We start from the raw sequence: 17,123 nt of genomic DNA, 5'->3' as shown, positions 1-17,123 counted from the left end.
CGGACTCAGCTGCCGAAACCGGCGGTCTGGCGCCAGATTCGGCCATCGCGGACCACGAGTGTCCCGAACGCGTGCTCCGGTTCACCGTTCAGGTTCATGATCGCCCGGTAGAAGATGGTGTCCTCGGTCTCGACGTACTCCTGGAGTTCCACCAGGGTGGGCCTGAGGGTGAGGTAGCCGGTGAACGTCTCGCGCACCGCCTCGATGCCCTCCGAGACGCCCTCGAAGCGCAGCAGCACGGCGTCGTCGGTGTAGTTCTTCATCACCGCCTCGATGTCCAGGGCGGCCAGCGCGTCCATCTGTCGGACGAACACCGGGTGCAGCTGGGAGATGTCGTACTGGGCCATGTCGACTCCGTTTCCACGCGGACGGGTACCCGGGGCGGCTTCGCCCGCCCGGGTCGTTTCGGATGTCTGTGCAGGTGGGGCGCAGGACCGGGCGCTGCCGGCGAAGGGCAGCCGGACGACCATCCGGGTCTCGCCGGGCCGCGAGCGGGCGGTGAGCGACCCGTGGTGGCGCTGGGTCACGATGCGGTAGCTGAGGTGCAGCCCCAGACCCGTGCCCTTGCCCACGTCCTTCGTCGTGTAGAAGGGTTCGAAGATCCGCGGCAGGACGTCCTCGGGGATGCCGCGGCCGGTGTCGGTGATCTCCACTACCATGCAGACGGCCTCGGACCGGGCGCTCAGCGTCAGCACGCCGGAGCCCTCCATGGCCTCGACGGCGTTGTCGACCAGGTTGGTCCACACCTGGTTCAACTCGCCCGGATAGCCCGTCAGTTCGGGCAGATCCGGCTCGTACGCACGGACGATGCTGATGCCGTCGAGCTTGGCACGCAACACGACCAGCGTGTTCTCCAGTCCCTCGGTCACGGGGAAGCGCTGTTCGGGCGCACGGTCGAGATTGGCGTAATCCCGGGTGGCGGAGACGAGTTGGGAGATCCTGGGGCCGGCGGCCCGCAGCTCGGCGGCGAGCGAGCGGATCTCCAGCAGCGCCGCCAGGTGGTCCAGCGCGCGGGCGAGGGAGACCGCGCCGACACCTTCGGTCCGCTCCCGCAGCCAGTCCAGGTCCAGTCCGAGGTCGGAGACGCCCGAGCCGAGCAGCCCCGGCCCTGCTGCGCCGGCCTGCTCGGCCCAGTCGGCGATCTCCTCCTCGGCGTCGGCCTGGGCCAGCGGGTCGGTGGTGGCCGGCGACGGCAGCGCGTCCAGTTCCCCGGTGAGCCGGTCGAGGACCGCGCGCTCGGCGGGGGTGGCGGCCGCGCCCCAGTCCTGGGCGGTCCGGGTGAGCCGGTCCAGGGCGGGGGCCAGCTCCTGCGCGGCCCGGGCGACGGCGGCCGCGGGGTTGTTCAGCTCGTGCGCGAGCCCGGCCGCGAGGGTTCCGAGGGCCTCGACGGTCGCCCGCTTGCGGGCCTGCACCTCGGAGGACTTGATGCGCCAGGCCAGGACGGGGATCAGTACGGCGGCCACCCCGTCGCAGCGGGTGAGCATCTCGAAGAAGACCGCCTTGGGGTAGGCCACGACGGTGGTGGACGGCCCGCCGGCAGCCGCGGTGGCCACGTACGCGCCGTCGGTCAGCAGCGGCAGCTCCCCGGTGAACCGGTGGGCGGCCGGGGGTTTGCCGTCGTGGTCGTCGGCGGCGGCGCTCTCCTCCTCGGTGGAGTGCCGGGTGAGCACCTCCTCGCGGCCGTCGACGACCTTGGTGACCACGAGCCCTCCCGAGAGCAGGACGTGGAAGCACGTGGCCTGCTCGCCGTCCCGGAAGAGGACCTCTCCGTCGGCGAGCACCTGGGGCCGGGAGACCGAGACCAGCCAGTCCAGCTGCTCCTCGGTGATCCCCGCGAAGAGGTCCAGCCCGCGCAGGGCGGAGCGCAGCTCCGCTGCGGTCGGCTCCGGGGCAGCCGATTCCTGGGCGGCCGTGTCCCGTGCGGTCGTGTCCCGTGCGCTCATGCGGGGCTCCCCCCTGCTCTGCCACGGGCGGCCAGGCGCAGCGTGGCCAGCAGGGCCACCGCGCACACGGCGGCGACGGCGGCCATGAATCCGACCGAGGTGCGGTGCAGCCCGTGGACGTTGGTCAGCATCCCGGCGAGTACGGCCGGCACGCTCATCGCGAGGTAGGCGAAGACGTAGACGGCGGCGGTCAGTTCACCGCGGCGGGCCGGGTCTGCGAGGGCGCTCAGCGCCCGGAAGGCGCCGAGGAAGGCGGCTCCCCAGCCGCTGCCGAGGACGGTGGTGGCCACCAGGAACACGGGGGCCGAGCCGAGGCCCAGCGCGAGCAGGACCAGCGCGAGGCCGGTGATCAGGCCGAGCAGGCCGAGCACGGCGGTGCGCAGTGCCCCGGTGCGGCCCAGCATCAGCTGGGCGGCCGTGGCGGCCCCGGCGAGCAGTGCGACCGTGGCACCGCCGACGAGGTAGTTGGTGGACCGCAGCAGGGACAGTGCCAGGTGCGGACCCAGCGAGAGGTAGAAGCCGCCCACGGACCAGACGGCCACGATGGTCAGGGCCAGGACGGCGAAGCGGCCCCGGGCCCCGGCCGGTACATGGATCCGGTGGGGGACCACCCGCAGCCCGCCGCCGGCTCCGGGAGCGCTCTCTCGCATGCGGACGACGCCCGCCAGAGCGACCGTGAAGGCACCGATGAGCAGCAGGTAGACGAGGACGGTCGGTGCGGGGGCGTACTGGACGAGCAGTCCGGCGCCGATCCCGCCGAGCCCGATGCCCACGGTGGGGCCGGCACTGTTGACCTGGGCGCCGAGCGCGGGCCGGGCGGCGGGGCCCAGTTCCAGCAGGGCCGCGCCCATCGCGCCGGTGGCGAGGCCCACGGCGAGTCCCTGCACGGCGCGCGCGGCGAGGAGCAGTCCGAGCCCCTGGGCCCCGGCGAACAGGGCCATCGAGACGATCGCGAGGACCAGTCCGGCGCCCAGGACCGGGCGCCGGCCCAGGGTGTCGGAGAGGGAGCCGAAGAGCAGGAGCCCGGCCAGCACCGTGACGGCGTACAGGGCGAAGACCACCGTGATCGTGCCGGAGGACAGGCCCCACTTCTGCTGGTAGAGCACGTAGAGGGCGGAGGGCACGGAGGAGGAGAGCATCAGCAGCACCAGGACGGCGCCGACCACCCAGAAGCCGGATCCTGCGGGTGCACCGGCCGCGCGGGCGGCAGGGTGCACGGTTGCTGCCCCCGTGGTCGATTCGGACGGTTCGGCCACTGCTTCACTCCACTCCCCCGTGACGGGCCGCTGGTGGGCCCGTGGTCGGTCGGTCGGTCAGGCGAGGGCCCGCTCGGCCCTCTGCAGCGCTCGTGCGGTGAGCACCCCCGCCAGGTGGCCGAGGTACTCGGCCGAGGTGCCGCGGCCGGGGACGAACAGCTCCCGGGGTTCGGCGCGGAAGGCGGCGAGTACCGCTTGCGTGCTGTACGGTCCGCCGCGCAGCCGTTGCTCCACTCCGCGCAGGCGCAGCGGTCGGGGGGTGGCGCCGGTGACGGCGATGCGCGGCCCGTCGGAGGTGATCCGTACGGCGGTGGCGCAGACGGGGTAGCGGGTGGCGCGGTCGGCGGACTTCTCGAAGGCGGCGGCCGGGCCGGCGGCCGGGACCAGCAGGGCGGTGACGATCTCCCCGCCGGGTGCCCCGCCGGCGACGAACTCCTCGGCCGCAAGCGTGGTACGGCCGCCGGGCCCGGCCAGTTCGACGAGGGCGTCGGCGGCGATGGCGGCGACCGGCAGGTCCGTGGCCCGGCCGGTGGCGGCCAGATTGCCGCCGGCGGTGCCGAGGTTGCGGACCTGCGGGTCGCCGTTGCCGCGGGCCGCGGCGGCCAGCTCCGGCGCCTCGGCGAGGACCAGCGGGTCGGCGGTGAGGTCGGCGAGGGGGGTGAGGGCGCCGATGCGCAGCCGGCCGTCCGGGGTGCGGGCGGTGCCGCGCAGGTCCGGGAGCCGGCGGATGTCCACGAGCAGGCGGGCGGCGTCGGCTCCGGCGCGCAGGTCGGGCAGCAGGCTCTGGCCGCCGGCCAGTACGCGGGCGCCGGGGGTCCCGGCGAGCAGGGCGAGCGCCTCGTCGAGGCGGGCGGGGCGGACGTAGTCGAACTCGGTGAGGATCACTGGGCTTCCCCTCTCAGGCGGCGCCAGACCTTCTCGGGGGTGAGCGGCATGTCGATGTGCCGGACGCCGAGGTCGGAGAGGGCGTCGACGACGGCGTTGACGACGGCGGCGGCGGGCGGGACGGTGGCGATCTCGCCGGCGCCCTTGGCTCCCAGCGGGTTGTGCGGGCTGGGTGTGACGGTCCTGCCGAGCGTGAAGAACGGCACGTCGGCGGCGCGCGGCAGGGCGTAGTGGCCGAGGTCGGCGCTGATGAGCTGGCCGTCCTCGCCGTATTCGGCGGCCTCCATGAGGGCCTGGCCGAGGCCGTGCACGATGCTGCCCTCGATCTGCCCCTGGACGATCTTCGGGTTGCCGATGTTCCCGGCATCGTCGACGGCGGTGTAGGCGACCACTTCGCTCTCGCCGGTCAGTTCGTCGATCTCGACGACGGCGACGTGCGTGCCGAAGGGGTAGTTGAAGTCCGGCGGGTCGAAGTGCGTGGTCTCGTCCAGGGCGGGCTCGATCTCGGGGGGCAGCCCCCAGCCGTACCACAGGGCCATGGCCAGTTCGGCGAAGGTCTTGGCGTTCTCCGGGTTGCCGTCTTCGTGGACCACGCCGTTCGCGTAGACCACCTCGTCCTCGGGCACGCCGAGGAAGACGGCGCCGGCGCGCACCAGTTTGGCCTTGAGTTTGCGGGCGGTGAGGGCCACGGCGGGCGCCGCCATGCTGTAGGAGCGGGAGCCGTAGGTGCCCTGCCCGTACGGTGCCTTCTGCGTGTCGCCCGCGTGGACCTGGACGGCCTCGGGGTCGATGCCGAGCTCGTCCGCGACGACCTGCGCGAAGACCGTTCCGTGGCTCTGGCCGGTGGAGGCGGAGCCGACGGTGACGGTGACCTCGCCGGTGGGGTGGACGCGGATGTTCGCGCTCTCCCAGGTGCCGCCCAGCATGCCCTCCTGCGACATCCGGGTGGAGGGGCCGACGCCGCAGATGGCGACGTAGGTGGCGATGCCGACGCCGAGGCGCTTGCCGCGGGTGCGGGCCTCGGCCTTGCGGGCGGGCATGTCGGCGTAGCCGGCCAGCTCGACGGCCTTGTCGAAGTTCAGCCGGTAGTCCCCCGAGTCGTAGGTCCAGCCGAGGCCGTTGTCGTACGGGAACTTCTCCTTCGGCACCAGGTTCCTGCGCCGGACCTCCGCCGGGTCCATGCCGATCTCGGCGGCGTAGCGGTCGACGAGCCGTTCCATGAGGAAGGCCGCCTCGGCGCGGCCACTGCCGCGCTGGGCGCCGAGCGGGACGGTGTTGGTGAAGGCGGCGTACACCTCGCAGAAGGCGGCGTCGATGTCGTACATGCCGCTGATGGAGCGACCCATCAGGGCGGTGGCGACGCCGGGGCCGATCGTCGAGGGGTACGCCCCGAGGTTGGCGTAGCTGGTGCAGCGCACGGCGGTGATGCGGCCGTCGCGGGTGCCGGCGAGGGTGACGTGCTGGCGGTGGTCGCGGCCCTGGACGGTGGAGTTCATCAGCCCGGTGCGGGTGTCGACCCACTTCACGGGCCGGCCGAGCGCTTTGGAGAGCAGCAGGACCAGGGGCATGTCGGGGTACAGGTAGCCCTTGGTGCCGAAGCTGCCGCCGACGGTCGGGGCGATCACCCGGAGCTTGTTGAAGGGGATGCCGAGGACGAGCGCGGCGAGCAGGAAGCGGTGGTTGTGCGGGCCCTGGGTGGAGGCGTAGAGGGTGTACTCGCCGGTGGCCGGGTCGTAGGCGCCGACCGCGCCGCGCGGCTCGATGGGGCTGTTGATGGTGCGCTGGTTGACCAGGTCGAGCTCGACGGTGACCTCGGCGGCGGCGATGGCCGCGTCGGTGCGGTCCTTGTCGCCGCAGGTCCAGTACGCGTTGAGGTTGCCGGGGACGGCCTCGTGGAGCCGGGGTGCGCCGTCGGCGAGGGCGGCGTCGGCGCGGGTGACGACGGGCAGCGGCTCGTACTCGACGCAGATGGCGGCGAGCGCGGCGGCGGCCTGCCGCGGGGTCTCGGCGACGACCGCGGCGACGGGGTCGCCGACGTGGCGGACGGTGTCGCCGGTCAGGACCGGGCGGGCGCCGGGGAGTCCGTAGGGGTGCGGCGGGAAGTGGCTCTCGACCCCGCCGGGGATCCAGATGCAGGGCAGCGGCATGACGTCGGTGAAGTCGGCCGCGGTGGCCACCTTCAGTACGCCGGGCAGCTGCTCGGCCGCCTTGGTCTCGATGGACAGGATCCTCGCGTGGGCGACCGGGCTGCCCAGGATGGCCATGTGCGCGGTGCCCGGCAGGTTGATGTCCGCCACGTACGTGGCCTCGCCGCGGAGCAGCTGCGGGTCCTCGCGGCTGTCCAGCGGCTGTCCGAGCACGCCGCCCCGGTCGGCCGGGGCCTCCCCCGTCACTGTGGTCATGTCCCTCACACCTCCGGTGCGGCTGCGGTGGTCGCGGCGGGGCCGGCGGCGACCTCGTCGCGGGTGGCGGCGCAGGCGCGCTGCACCCCCCGTACGACGCTGTGGTAGCCGGTGCAGCGGCACAGGTTGCCGGTGAGCCACTCGCGGATCTCGGGCTCGGTGGGGGCCGGCCCGTCGGCGGTGGCCTCGACGAGCTCGCCGAGGGCCATGACCATGCCGGGGGTGCAGAAGCCGCACTGCGTACCGTGCTCCTGGCGCAGGGCCTCCTGGAGGCCGGACAGTTCTCCGCCCCGGGTGGTGACGCCTTCGATGGTGGCGACCTCCGCGCCGGCGGCGGAGGCGGTGAGGACCAGGCAGCTCTTGACGGACCGGCCGTCGAGGCGGACCACGCAGGAGCCGCACTGGCCGGTGTCGCAGCCCACCTTGGTTCCGGTGAGTCCGAGGCCGTCGCGGAGCCGTTCCACGAGCAGTTCGTTCGGCCGGGCCGAGAACTGCTCGGGTCTTCCGTTCACGTTCAGTGTGATATCCATGCCAGCGCCTGCGCTTCCGTGAGCGGCCGGTTGAAAAGGGGCCCGCCGGGCTGCTGGAGAATTCCTCCGGAGTGCAGCGGGCCGGTGTCGACGGGGGCGAATCCGAGATCCGCGATGATCCCCGCGACGATTTCCTTCGCTTTCGCGTCGTCGCCCGCGGTGAAATGTGCCAGGCGCTCTCCGGGTGCGGTTCCGGCGACGGCGAGGGTTTCGAAATGCATGGTGTTCAGTGATTTGACGACCTGGGCGCCCGGGTACCACTCGGCGACCAGGTCGCTGGAGGCGCGCCCGCCGAGGTCGGCGGGGGCGCCGGGGCCGCCGAACGCGTTCGTCGCGTCCACCAGCACCTTGCCCTGCACGGCGTGCGGCGGGAGCAGTCCGCGGACGCGCGCGAAGGGCACCATCAGCACCAGGAGTTCGGCCTGGGCGGCGGCCTCGGCGGGGTGCGCCGCCGAGGCCGCCGGGCCCAGCTCGGCCACGAGCGGGCCGAGGGTGTGCGGGCCGCGGGCGTTGGCGAGGACGACGGGGTGGCCGGCTGCCACCAGGATCCTCGCGAGGACCGTGCCGATCCGCCCGGTGCCGATGATGCCTGTACGCATTGCCGCTCCTCGGGGTGCGGATCCGACGCTGTCAGTCCATGCCGATCCAGACCGACTTGGTCTGGGTGTAGCTCTCGAGGGATTCGGGCCCGCATTCGCGGCCGAATCCGGAGGCCTTGTAGCCGCCGTAGGGCACCGCGGGGTCGTACTGGTTGTAGCAGTTGACCCAGACCGTGCCGGCCTTGATCTGCGAGGCGACGCGGTGGGCGCGGCGCAGGTCCTTGGTGTGGACGCCGGCGGCGAGGCCGTACGCGCTGTCGTTGGCGATGCGCACGGCGTCCTCCTCCGTGTCGAAGGGGATGATCGACAGGACCGGGCCGAAGATCTCCTCCTGGGCGATCCGCATGCCGTTGTCGACGCCGGTGAAGACGGTCGGCAGGAAGTAGAGGCCTTCGGCGGAGGCCCCCTCCGGGGTCCAGCCGGTGCCGCCGGTCCGCAGGACCGCGCCCTCCTTCTCGCCGACCTCGATGTAGGAGCTGACCTTGTCGAACTGGGCGCGGTGGGCGAGGGGGCCGAAGAGGGTGGCCGGGTCGCGGGGATCGCCGGGCTTGAGGGCGGCGGCCCGGCGCACGAGGCGTTCCACCAGTTCGTCGTGGACCGGGCGCTGGAGCAGCAGCCGGGACCCGGCGGTGCAGATCTCGCCCTTGTTGTAGTAGATGCCGAAGAAGGCGAGTTCCTCGGCGGCGTCGAGGTCGGCGTCGGCGAAGACGATGTTGGCGGACTTGCCGCCGAGTTCCATCGTGACCTTCTTCAGGGTGCCGGCCGCCTTGCGGATGATCGACTGGCCGACCACGGTGGAGCCGGTGAAGGCGATCTTGTCGATGCCGGGGTGGCCGGTGAGCGTCTCGCCCAGTTCCACGCCGGGGCCGGTGACGACGTTCAGCACCCCGTCGGGGATCTCCGCCTCCTGGAACAGCTCGGCGATCTTCAGGGCGGTGAGCGGGGTGGCCGGGGAGGGCTTGTGGACGACCGTGTTGCCCGCGGCCAGGGCCGGGGCGATCTTCGTCATCGACAGCAGCAGCGGGAAGTTGAACGGGGTGATCGCGCAGACCACGCCGAGCGGTTCGCGCAGGGTGTAGGCGAGCTGACCGCCGGCAGGGGCGCGCGAGGAGCCGTCGACGCGGGTCACCGCGCCGGCGTAGTAGTGCATGAGCTGGGCGGCCATGGGGGCGTCGACGGTGCTGGAGAAGGCGAACGGCTTGCCCATGTCCACGGTCTCCAGCAGCGCGATCTCCTCCAGGTCGCGCTCGATGAGCTCACCGACCCGGTTCAGCCGCAGCGCCCGCTCCTGGGCGGACAGTCTGCTCCAGGGGCCTTCCTCGTACGCCGTGCGAGCGGCGGTGACGGCCGCGTCCGCATCGGTCGCGGCGGCCTGGGCGACGGGCACGATCTCCTGGCCGTCCACGGGGCTGATGTCCGGTTCGGTACGGCCGTCGCGGGCCGGGACCCAGTTGCCGCCGATGAAGAGCTTCCCGGGGTTGGCGAGGGGCGGGCCGCTCAGCTCACGCTTGGTCATGGCTGCCTTCCGGTGTCGGATGCGGGGCGGGCGGGGGTGGGGTGTCCCCTCAGCCCTTCGCGAGCTGGCTCAGGAACGTCTCCGCGAGGGCCTTGGAGGAGTACGGGTTCTGGCCGGTCGTCAGCCTGCGGTCGACGACCACGTGCGAGTCCCAGATGGCGGCGGCCTTCTCGTAGCGGGCGCCGAGGCGGGTGAGCTCCACTTCGAGGATCAGCGGGAGCCGGCCGGCCATGTCGGTGACCAGTTCCTCGTCGTGCGAGAAGGCCGTCATCCGGTAGCCCTCGAAGGGCCAGCGGCCTTCGCCGTCGCGCAGTGCGAGCAGCGAGGTGTGGCCGTGGCAGACCGTCGCGAGGGGCTTGTCCTGGGCGATGACCCAGCGCAGGATCTGGGCGAGTTCGTCGGACTTGGGCAGGTCTCCGATCGCGCCGTGGCCGCCGCTGACGTAGACGCCGTCGTAGTCGGCGATGTCCTTCTCGGTGAGGGACTCCAGGGCCAGGGGGGCCTTCAGCTGGGGGGTGTTCTCGATGACGCGGACGTACTCGGCGGCGTTGGCCGCGTCCTCGTCGGGTGAACCCTGGGGCCGGACCCACTGGAGGAACCGGGGGTCGATGCTCGTCCGGTCGACCGTGGGCGCGCGGCCGGCGATCGTCGCCACGTCCACGTCGTGGCCGGCGGCCTTGAAGAGCGAGAAGGGAACGACGAATTCCTCTGCCCAGAATCCCGAGGGATGCTGTTCGCCGTCCAGCAGGTGCAGGGTCGCCTTGGCCGTCATGACGACGAGAATCTTCATGATTCTCTCCTTGTTCTGGATTCGCTGCCGATTCAACACGCCCCCCGCAGGGGGCGTAAGGGGGTGACGTCAGGCCCGCGATACTTCGTCACGTGCGTCCAACGCCGAGATGATGGTGCGGAATTCACCGACCAGGGGATGGTCGGGATGGGCTTCTGCAAATATGCGCTCTCCGTACAGGGAGGCCATTTCCGGCGAGTACGGAAGGATTCCGGCCACGGGTGCGCCGTAGACCTCCTCGGAGCGGCGGCGGGCGGCGTCCCGGTCGATGCCCGCGGGCGCCATGCTCAGCACCACCGTCCGGCGGCAGGCCAGGCGCCCGGCGAGGGCGATGGTCTCCTCGACCCCGGAGAGGTCGATCCGGTCGGCCCGCGCCATGATGACGAGTACGTCGGCGCTCGCCATCGCGGTGACGGACTCGTTGTTGAGTCCGGCGTGGGTGTCGAGCAGCAGCACGTCGAGCGCGTAGTGCTCGGCCAGCCGGTCGAAGCCCTCCGGCAGCAGGCCCACGTCGTAGCCCCCGGCCATCAGCTCGCGCAGGGCCGCCGTCCCGGTCCGGGCCGGTACGACGTACAGCCCGGGCACGCCGGCCGGCTGGGCGGCGGCCTCGATCTCGCAGCGGCCGAGCAGGTAGTCGGCCAGGGAGGGGCCGGGGTCGAGCCGGAAGAGCAGGTCCAGGGTGGGTGACTGGATGTCGGTGTCCACCACTCCCACCCGGCGTCCCCCGGCTGCGATGAGCAGCGCGAGGTTGGCGAGGACCGAGGACTTGCCCGTCCCCCCGCGGTGCGAGTGCACCACGACGGTGCGGGCCACCTAGGCCACCACCCGCCGGCCGGCGCCGTCCGCGTACGGCCCCCGCGCCGTACGCGGACGGTGCAGGGCGAGCATGGTGACGTCGTCGTGCTGTTCGGCGGTGCCGGTGTGCTCGCGCACCGCCAGGTCCATCCGGTCGACGACGTCCTTGCCGCTCGCCGGCGGGCCGGTGAGCAGTTCCAGCACCCTTTCGTCGCCGAGGAAGCTGCCGTTCGGGCAGCGGGCCTCGGGGACGCCGTCGGTGAACGCGAAGAGGGTGTCGCCCGGGTCCAGCTGGGCGTAGCCGAGGGTGTAGACGCAGTCGGGCAGGACCCCGACCGCCGGTCCGGTGATGTCCAGGGCGGCCGGGGGGCGGCCGTCGGCGGGCAGCAGCAGGGGCGGGTTGTGGCCGCCGTTGATGTAGACGAGGCTGCCGGTGAGCGGGTCCAGCACCCCGAAGAACAGGGTGGCGAAGTAGCCCTGCCGCAGGTGGTTGCTGGTGAGGTAGCCGTTGGTGGCGGTGACCGCGTTGAGCAGGGGGGTGGCGCCGACCACCGGGATCCGCCGGCTGCCCCCGGCCCGGCCGGCGGCGACCAGGTGCTGGAGGCCGCTGTTCTGGGCGGTGTGCCGCAGCAGGGAGCGGATGAGCGCCATGAAGAGCGCGGCGCCGACCCCCTTGTCGCAGACGTCGGCGACGACGAAGGCGAGCCGGCGGCCGCGGGAGATCTCGAAGACGTCGTAGAAGTCCCCGGCGACCTGCCGGGCGGGCCGGAAGCGGACGTCGATCTCCCAGCCGTCGGGGACGGGCAGTGATTCGGGCAGGAAGCCGGCCTGGATCTCCCGGCCGATCTGCAGTTCCTTCTCGTATCCCATGAGTTCGGCGCGGGCGTCGGCCTCGCGCAGGGTGCGGCCGAGTCCGGCGCGCTCCGAGCAGCTGTGCAGCCGGGCTCCGACGAGGGCGGGCAGGAAGGGCGGTACGAGGTAGTCGTGCCCGATGCGGACGTGTTCCTCCAGGGCGGCGAACTCCGTCACGGTCCAGACGACCACGATGGGTGCTCCGGCCCAGCGGCGCAGCCGGCGTACGGCCGTCCGTACGGCGTCCCCGTCGGACTCGGCCGGGGCGAGCAGCACGTCCGCGACGGGCAGCAGCTCCAGCGGGCCTTCGTTCAGCTCCGTCAGGGTGCGGGTGACGAGGGAGGCGTCCATCGCCCGCAGGGCGTGCAGCAGTTGCGGCGGCGGAGACGGGTGCGCGTCGAGGATGATCACGGTCGTGGAGGGCATGGGTCCGTCCCCTCAGCCTTCACGGTCAGCGTGCTGATGTTGCGGCCGTCCCTGCGGGCATAGGCGAACTCGTCCACGCTGGTCAGGGCAAGGTGGATGCCGAGGCCGCCGATCCGCCGGTCCTGCGGGGGGACCCCGGGGCAGGGCGGCAGTCGGCCCGCGACGGGGTCGAAGGCCGGGGCAGTGTCCTCGACGGTGACCTGCACCCCGCCGGGGCCGGAGCGGCCGCGGACGGTGATCCGTCCGTCGCCGCCCCGGTACCCGTGCATGACGATGTTCGTGGCCAGTTCGTCGACGGCCAGCCGGAGCCGGTACGAGGCGTGTCGGTCGAGCCCCGCCCGGCCGGCCAGTCGCAGGACGAACGCGGCGATGTCGCCCAGTGCCCCGATCGTCGCGGGCACCTCCAGTACGACGGGCGTCCTCGCCAGCTCGACCATGTCGCTCATGGTCGTCACTCGTCGCAGATGACGATGCTGCGGTCGAGGCCGGCCGTCCGGATGGTCCGGGAGACGGGCTCGATGGCACCGACCACCTTGATGGTGACGTGGTCCGCGATCTTCTGCTGCGCGAAGACGAGGGAGCGCAGTCCGGCGCTGGCCATGTAGCCGACGCCGGCCATCCTGATCTCGACGGTGGTGGTGCCGTGCCCGGCGGCCTTCTCGATGGTGCGGTGGAAGTCCGGCGCGGTCTCGGCGTCCAGCTCGCCCGACAGTTCGATCACGGTGGTGTCGCCGACGATGCTCAGGGACACGGAAAGCGGCATGTCAGGTCTCCTTCGGTCAGGGCGTGTCGGATGCGTCGGGGTCGTTGGTGCGGCCCACGAGGACCACCACCGAGCGCGGGCCGATCAGGTACTTGCCGGCGTTGTCCAGCTCCGGCTCGGTGCCCGGGGTGCGGATGTCGTGCGGTGCCTCGGCCCCGGTGTCGGCGAACAGGTGCCAGCTGCGTCCGCCGGGCAGCGCGGGCAGTTCCAGGTCGTGGGACTCCCAGTGGGCGTTCATGGCGACGTACACCACGTCGTCGTCCCCGGCGCCGCAGCGGGCGACCGCCACCAGGCGGCTGTCCGCCGACCAGTCGGGCTGCCAGGCCCGTTCGCCGTGCCAGCTGATGTCGGGCAGGCCGAGGTGCTCGCGGACCTGTCCGGTGGGGTGGGAGGTGGAGCGCAGCTCGCGGTGGCGTTTGCGGAAGGCGATCATGTGGCGGGTGAAGCGGAGCAGTTCGGCGTTGTCGTCGACCTGGTCCCAGTCGAACCAGGACAGTTCGTTGTCCTGGCAGTAGGTGTTGTTGTTGCCCTGCTGGGTCCTGCCGACCTCGTCGCCGGAGAGCAGCATGGGGATGCCCTGGCTGGTGAGGAGGATGGCGAGGGCGTTCTTCATCTGGCGGGTGCGCAGGGTGTTGATCGCCGGGTCGTCGGTGGGGCCCTCGGCGCCGCAGTTCCAGCTGTTGTTGTCGTTGGCGCCGTCGTTGTTGCCCTCGCCGTTGGCCTCGTTGTGCTTGTCGTTGTAGGAGACCAGGTCGGCGAGGGTGAACCCGTCGTGCGCGGTGAGGAAGTTGACCGAGGCGGCGGTGCCGCGGCCGGAGTAGAGGTCGGGCGAGCCGGCGATGCGGGTGGCCAGTTCGCCGGTGACGCCGGGGTCGCCCTTGAGAAAACGGCGCACGGTGTCGCGGTACTTGCCGTTCCACTCCGCCCAGCGTCCGTACGCCGGGAAGTTGCCCACCTCGTAGAGGCCACCGGCGTCCCAGGCCTCGGCGATGAGCTTGGTGTGCCGCAGGACCGGGTCGTAGGCGAGCAGCTCCAGGAGCGGCGGGTTGGGCAGGGGGGTGCCGTCCAGCGATCGGCCGAGGATGGCGGCGAGGTCGAAGCGGAACCCGTCGATGTGGTAGTCGGCGACCCAGTGGCGCAGGCAGTCGAGGACGAAGTTGCGCACGACGGGGTGGTTGCAGTTGACCGTGTTGCCGGTACCGCTGAAGTTGAAGTAGTAGCCCTCGGGCGTGAGCATGTAGTAGGTGGCGTTGTCGAGCCCCTTGAAGGAGATCGTCGGCCCCTGCTCGTTGCCCTCGGCGGTGTGGTTGAAGACGACGTCGAGGATGACCTCGATGCCGGCCGCGTGCAGGTCCTTGATCAGGGTGCGGAACTCGTCGCCCTGCATCCCGTAGCGTCCGGTGGCCGCGTAGCCGGCCTTGGGGGCGAAGAAGGAGACGGTGTTGTAGCCCCAGTAGTCGAAGAGCTTCTCGCCCGTCTCCGGGTTGGAGCGCGGGTTGTCGCACTCGTCGAACTCGAACACGGGCAGCAGCTCGATGCAGTTGACCCCCAGTTCCTTCAGGTACGGGATCTTCTCCCGCAGCCCGGCGAACGTGCCGGGGGCGGTGACGCCCGAGTTGGGGTGGCGGGTGAAGCCGCGCACGTGGGCCTCGTACACGACGAGGTCCTCGGCGGGGATGCCCAGCGGGGTGTCGTCGCCCCAGTCGAAGTCCTGGAGGCAGACGCGGGAGCGGTACTGGTAGCCGCGGCTGTAGTCCGGCTCGTCGCCCCACACGTCGCGGCCGGCGATCAGCCGGGCGTAGGGGTCGGAGAGGACCTGGCGGGCGTCGAAGCGGTGGCCGGTGACCGGGTCGTAGGGGCCGTCCGCGCGGTACCCGTACTCGATGTTCTCGTGATCGAGGCCGAAGACGGTCATGGCGAACACGCTGCCGGTGCGGAATTCCTCGGGGAACACCAGTTCGGCCATCGGTTCGGGCTCTCCGCGCTTGTAGATGACCAGGGTCATGGAGGTGGCCTGGTCGGAGAAGACGGAGAAGCTGACCCCGCCGGGGACCACGTTGGCCCCGAAGGGAAACGGTTTGCCCGCGCGGACGCGATACCCGCCCACCTCGTGGGTCGGGTACGCGTCGACGCGCAGCACTTGCTCGGACCGGGTCCCGCTCATCGGGCGGCCTTGGCCCTGGCGGCCGCGGCGGCGGCCTCGCCGGTCTCGAAGAAGTCGAGGAAGCCGGTGGCCGACATGACGAACCGGACTTCCTCGCTCACCCCGTAGAGGGTGACGGCCACGCCGGCGTGCTGGGCCTCGCGGTAGACGACGAGCAGGGTGCGCAGGCCCGCGCTGGAGACGTAGGTCACCGCCGTGAGGTCGATCCGCAGCGGCTTGCCCTCGCGGACCAGCGGCAGCAGGGACTGGAGCAGCGTGCCGGACGTCTCGCTGTTGATCTCGCCGGTGGCGACGAGCACGGTGCCCGTCTTGTTCCGGCGTTCCTTGACGTTGAGAGTCATTGCCTTCCCCTCTGGTTGGGGCGCCCCCCGTTGAGCGCTACTTTCCGGCCGTCGGCCGCAACCGCACCTTCACCTTGACGCGGCTGGGCACGTCGGGCAGGCGCACGGTCAGCGCCTGGGCGTCGAAGTCGGTGTACGGCTTCTCGTCGATCTCCACGGACGCGATCCGCACCGAGCCGGCGGGCAGCAGGTCGGGCGAGACGCGCAGGACGCGGTCGGGCAGGCCGGTCGGGTCGGGCTGGAAGTGGAAGTCCATCTCCCGGCCGTTGATGAGCAGGTTGTTGTAGACGGCGGCGAGATAGCACAGCTCCGCCGAGTGGTACATGGACATCGAGTGGCTGCCCTTGAGCCGCTCGGTGCCGAGCAGGTACGGCGTACCGTCGGCGAGGACGTTGAAGTAGACGGCTCCCTCGTCGTGGTCGAGGAAGAAGGTGTTGTAGAAGGCCTGCGCCTGCCGGGCCTCGCGCAGGTTCGCCTCCCCGCCGACCGTGCCGTTCAGGATGAGGTAGGCGAGGATCGCCTGCTCCTGCTGCCACCAGGCCTTGCGGTCGTGCCAGGCGAAACGGTACGTCTCCTGGTCCCCCTGCTTCACGCGCTCCACGACGTCGTACCAGCCGCCGCGCTGCACGTCGCTGCCGACGGCCGGCATGATCTCGCCGATCTTCCGGGCGAGCTCCTCGTACACGGGCTTCGCCTTCAGCGAGTTCATCCGCATCAGGTTCCAGGCGATCTTGAGGTTGTGGCCGACGACGGCGCGGTCCTGCTGCCAGCTGTGCGCCTTGTCGTGGGACCAGTCGCGGAAGAAGCGCTCCTGGACGAAGGGGCTGTTCTTGTAGTCCGGGAACTTGTCCGCGATCGTGTCGAAGGTGTACTCCAGGAAGTCGGCGTACTTCTGCTCGCCCGTCGCCAGATAGAGGTTGATCAGGTAGGCGGGGGCGTGGTCGCCGACGGAGTTCCAGTTCTTGCGCTCGGCGTTCTCGCCCAGGGACTCGTGGTCCGCGCGGAAGAGGATCGGGTCGATGTGGGAGTAGTAGCCGCCCTGCTCCGGGTCGAAGAAGAACTTGTCGAACAGCCGGATGGTGGCGTCCGCGTCGTTCTTGATCCGGACGTCGCCGGTGATCCGGTAGGTCTGGACGGGCCCGGCCAGCGCGTAGATCTGCTCGTACATCGGGATCGCGTCGTAGTCGTCGGAGAACTCCGACGTGAACAGCTTGCGCTCGCTGTCCCCGTCGACGCTGATGCCGTGGTACCAGAAGACCACGTCCTCCTCGCCGTCGACGACCCGCATGTGCTTGCGCAGGTACTCGGTGCCGCGTTCGGCGACCTCCAGGTACTCGTCCTTGCCGGTGAGCAGGTAGGCCGAGGCCATGCCGTAGACCAGGCGGGAGATCGTGTCGGTCTCCTGGACGTGGCTGGCGGTCTTGTCCCCGCCGAGCCGGATCTCGGTGCGGTACTCGGTGAAGTCCACCGGTCCGTCGCCGAACTGCGCGCGCCGGTAGAAGTCGGCCAGTGACTCGATCTGCTTGATCCACCAGCTGCCCTCCTCGAAGCGGTAGTCCTCGGCCCCGCGGCCCAGGAACACCAGGCGCTTGGCGTCGAAGCGGCCGCCGTGCTCGGGGTAGTGGATGCCGTGGACGAAGAGGAACCGACCGGGCGAGAGCATCTCGTCGATGTGCCCGGAGGCGTCGATGTACGGCTCGTCCAGGTTGCGGACCAGCTCGGCGCTGGGGTCGCCGGCGAGGGAGACGTCGAACTCCCGGCCGTCCGCGGTCTTCAGCCGCAGCAGGCGCGCACCGGAGTCGAAGCGGACGACGTAGCCCGCGATGGTGTCGGAGAAGGAGAAGCTCACGGCGTCCGCCAT

At 71.4% G+C, this 17,123-nt stretch carries 15 protein-coding genes; all 15 read right to left on the bottom strand.

Annotation, left to right across the window (positions count from 1 at the left end; genetic code table 11):
* Nucleotides 1–5: 5 nt before the first annotated feature.
* On the bottom strand, nucleotides 6–1,943 hold the full coding sequence (locus IF89_RS0120250; protein ID WP_051807313.1) for an ATP-binding protein: 1,938 nt from the start codon (nucleotides 1,941–1,943) through the stop codon (nucleotides 6–8).
* Nucleotides 1,940–3,199, bottom strand: coding sequence for an MFS transporter (locus tag IF89_RS0120245; protein ID WP_158717894.1), 1,260 nt, complete (start codon nucleotides 3,197–3,199; stop codon nucleotides 1,940–1,942). The genes IF89_RS0120250 and IF89_RS0120245 overlap by 4 nt, the downstream gene beginning before the upstream one ends.
* A 57-nt stretch (nucleotides 3,200–3,256) precedes the next feature.
* Nucleotides 3,257–4,084: an FAD binding domain-containing protein gene (locus tag IF89_RS46045; RefSeq protein WP_051807311.1), complete on the bottom strand. Its 828-nt coding sequence runs from the start codon at nucleotides 4,082–4,084 to the stop codon at nucleotides 3,257–3,259.
* On the bottom strand, nucleotides 4,081–6,486 hold the full coding sequence (locus tag IF89_RS0120235; RefSeq protein WP_030769795.1) for a xanthine dehydrogenase family protein molybdopterin-binding subunit: 2,406 nt from the start codon (nucleotides 6,484–6,486) through the stop codon (nucleotides 4,081–4,083). The genes IF89_RS46045 and IF89_RS0120235 overlap by 4 nt, the downstream gene beginning before the upstream one ends.
* A gap of 5 nt (nucleotides 6,487–6,491) precedes the next feature.
* A complete protein-coding gene (locus IF89_RS0120230; RefSeq protein ID WP_420706946.1) occupies nucleotides 6,492–7,004 on the bottom strand; it encodes a (2Fe-2S)-binding protein in 513 nt (170 codons plus the stop codon).
* Nucleotides 7,001–7,615 (bottom strand): NADPH-dependent F420 reductase, encoded by a 615-nt coding sequence (locus IF89_RS0120225; RefSeq protein ID WP_030769779.1) that lies wholly within the window; start codon nucleotides 7,613–7,615, stop codon nucleotides 7,001–7,003. Before IF89_RS0120225 ends, IF89_RS0120230 begins: the two co-directional genes overlap by 4 nt.
* 31 nt (nucleotides 7,616–7,646) lie before the next feature.
* On the bottom strand, nucleotides 7,647–9,131 hold the full coding sequence (locus IF89_RS0120220) for an aldehyde dehydrogenase family protein (RefSeq protein WP_030769776.1): 1,485 nt from the start codon (nucleotides 9,129–9,131) through the stop codon (nucleotides 7,647–7,649).
* Between the two features lie 49 nt (nucleotides 9,132–9,180).
* Complete coding sequence (locus IF89_RS0120215) at nucleotides 9,181–9,921, bottom strand: type 1 glutamine amidotransferase domain-containing protein (protein WP_051807309.1); 741 nt, start codon at nucleotides 9,919–9,921, stop codon at nucleotides 9,181–9,183.
* Nucleotides 9,922–9,990: 69 nt separating this feature from the next.
* Nucleotides 9,991–10,734: a MinD/ParA family ATP-binding protein gene (locus IF89_RS0120210; RefSeq protein ID WP_030769770.1), complete on the bottom strand. Its 744-nt coding sequence runs from the start codon at nucleotides 10,732–10,734 to the stop codon at nucleotides 9,991–9,993.
* Nucleotides 10,735–11,994 (bottom strand): PP2C family protein-serine/threonine phosphatase, encoded by a 1,260-nt coding sequence (locus IF89_RS0120205; RefSeq protein WP_051807307.1) that lies wholly within the window; start codon nucleotides 11,992–11,994, stop codon nucleotides 10,735–10,737.
* Nucleotides 11,976–12,440, bottom strand: coding sequence for an ATP-binding protein (locus IF89_RS0120200; protein WP_234327818.1), 465 nt, complete (start codon nucleotides 12,438–12,440; stop codon nucleotides 11,976–11,978). Before IF89_RS0120200 ends, IF89_RS0120205 begins: the two co-directional genes overlap by 19 nt.
* A gap of 5 nt (nucleotides 12,441–12,445) precedes the next feature.
* Complete coding sequence (locus IF89_RS0120195; RefSeq protein ID WP_030769757.1) at nucleotides 12,446–12,757, bottom strand: STAS domain-containing protein; 312 nt, start codon at nucleotides 12,755–12,757, stop codon at nucleotides 12,446–12,448.
* 16 nt (nucleotides 12,758–12,773) lie between these two features.
* A complete protein-coding gene (gene glgX, locus IF89_RS0120190; RefSeq protein ID WP_030769754.1) occupies nucleotides 12,774–14,921 on the bottom strand; it encodes a glycogen debranching protein GlgX in 2,148 nt (715 codons plus the stop codon).
* On the bottom strand, nucleotides 14,918–15,262 hold the full coding sequence (locus IF89_RS0120185; protein WP_030769751.1) for an STAS domain-containing protein: 345 nt from the start codon (nucleotides 15,260–15,262) through the stop codon (nucleotides 14,918–14,920). Before IF89_RS0120185 ends, glgX begins: the two co-directional genes overlap by 4 nt.
* A gap of 37 nt (nucleotides 15,263–15,299) precedes the next feature.
* Nucleotides 15,300–17,123, bottom strand: a complete 1,824-nt coding sequence (locus IF89_RS0120180; protein WP_030769749.1) for an AGE family epimerase/isomerase — start codon at nucleotides 17,121–17,123, stop codon at nucleotides 15,300–15,302.

It is taken from the genome of Streptomyces sp. NRRL F-2664 (assembly GCF_000719345.1).
Lineage (GTDB): Bacteria > Actinomycetota > Actinomycetes > Streptomycetales > Streptomycetaceae > Streptomyces.
This window is presented reverse-complemented; position numbering and strand designations above follow the sequence as displayed.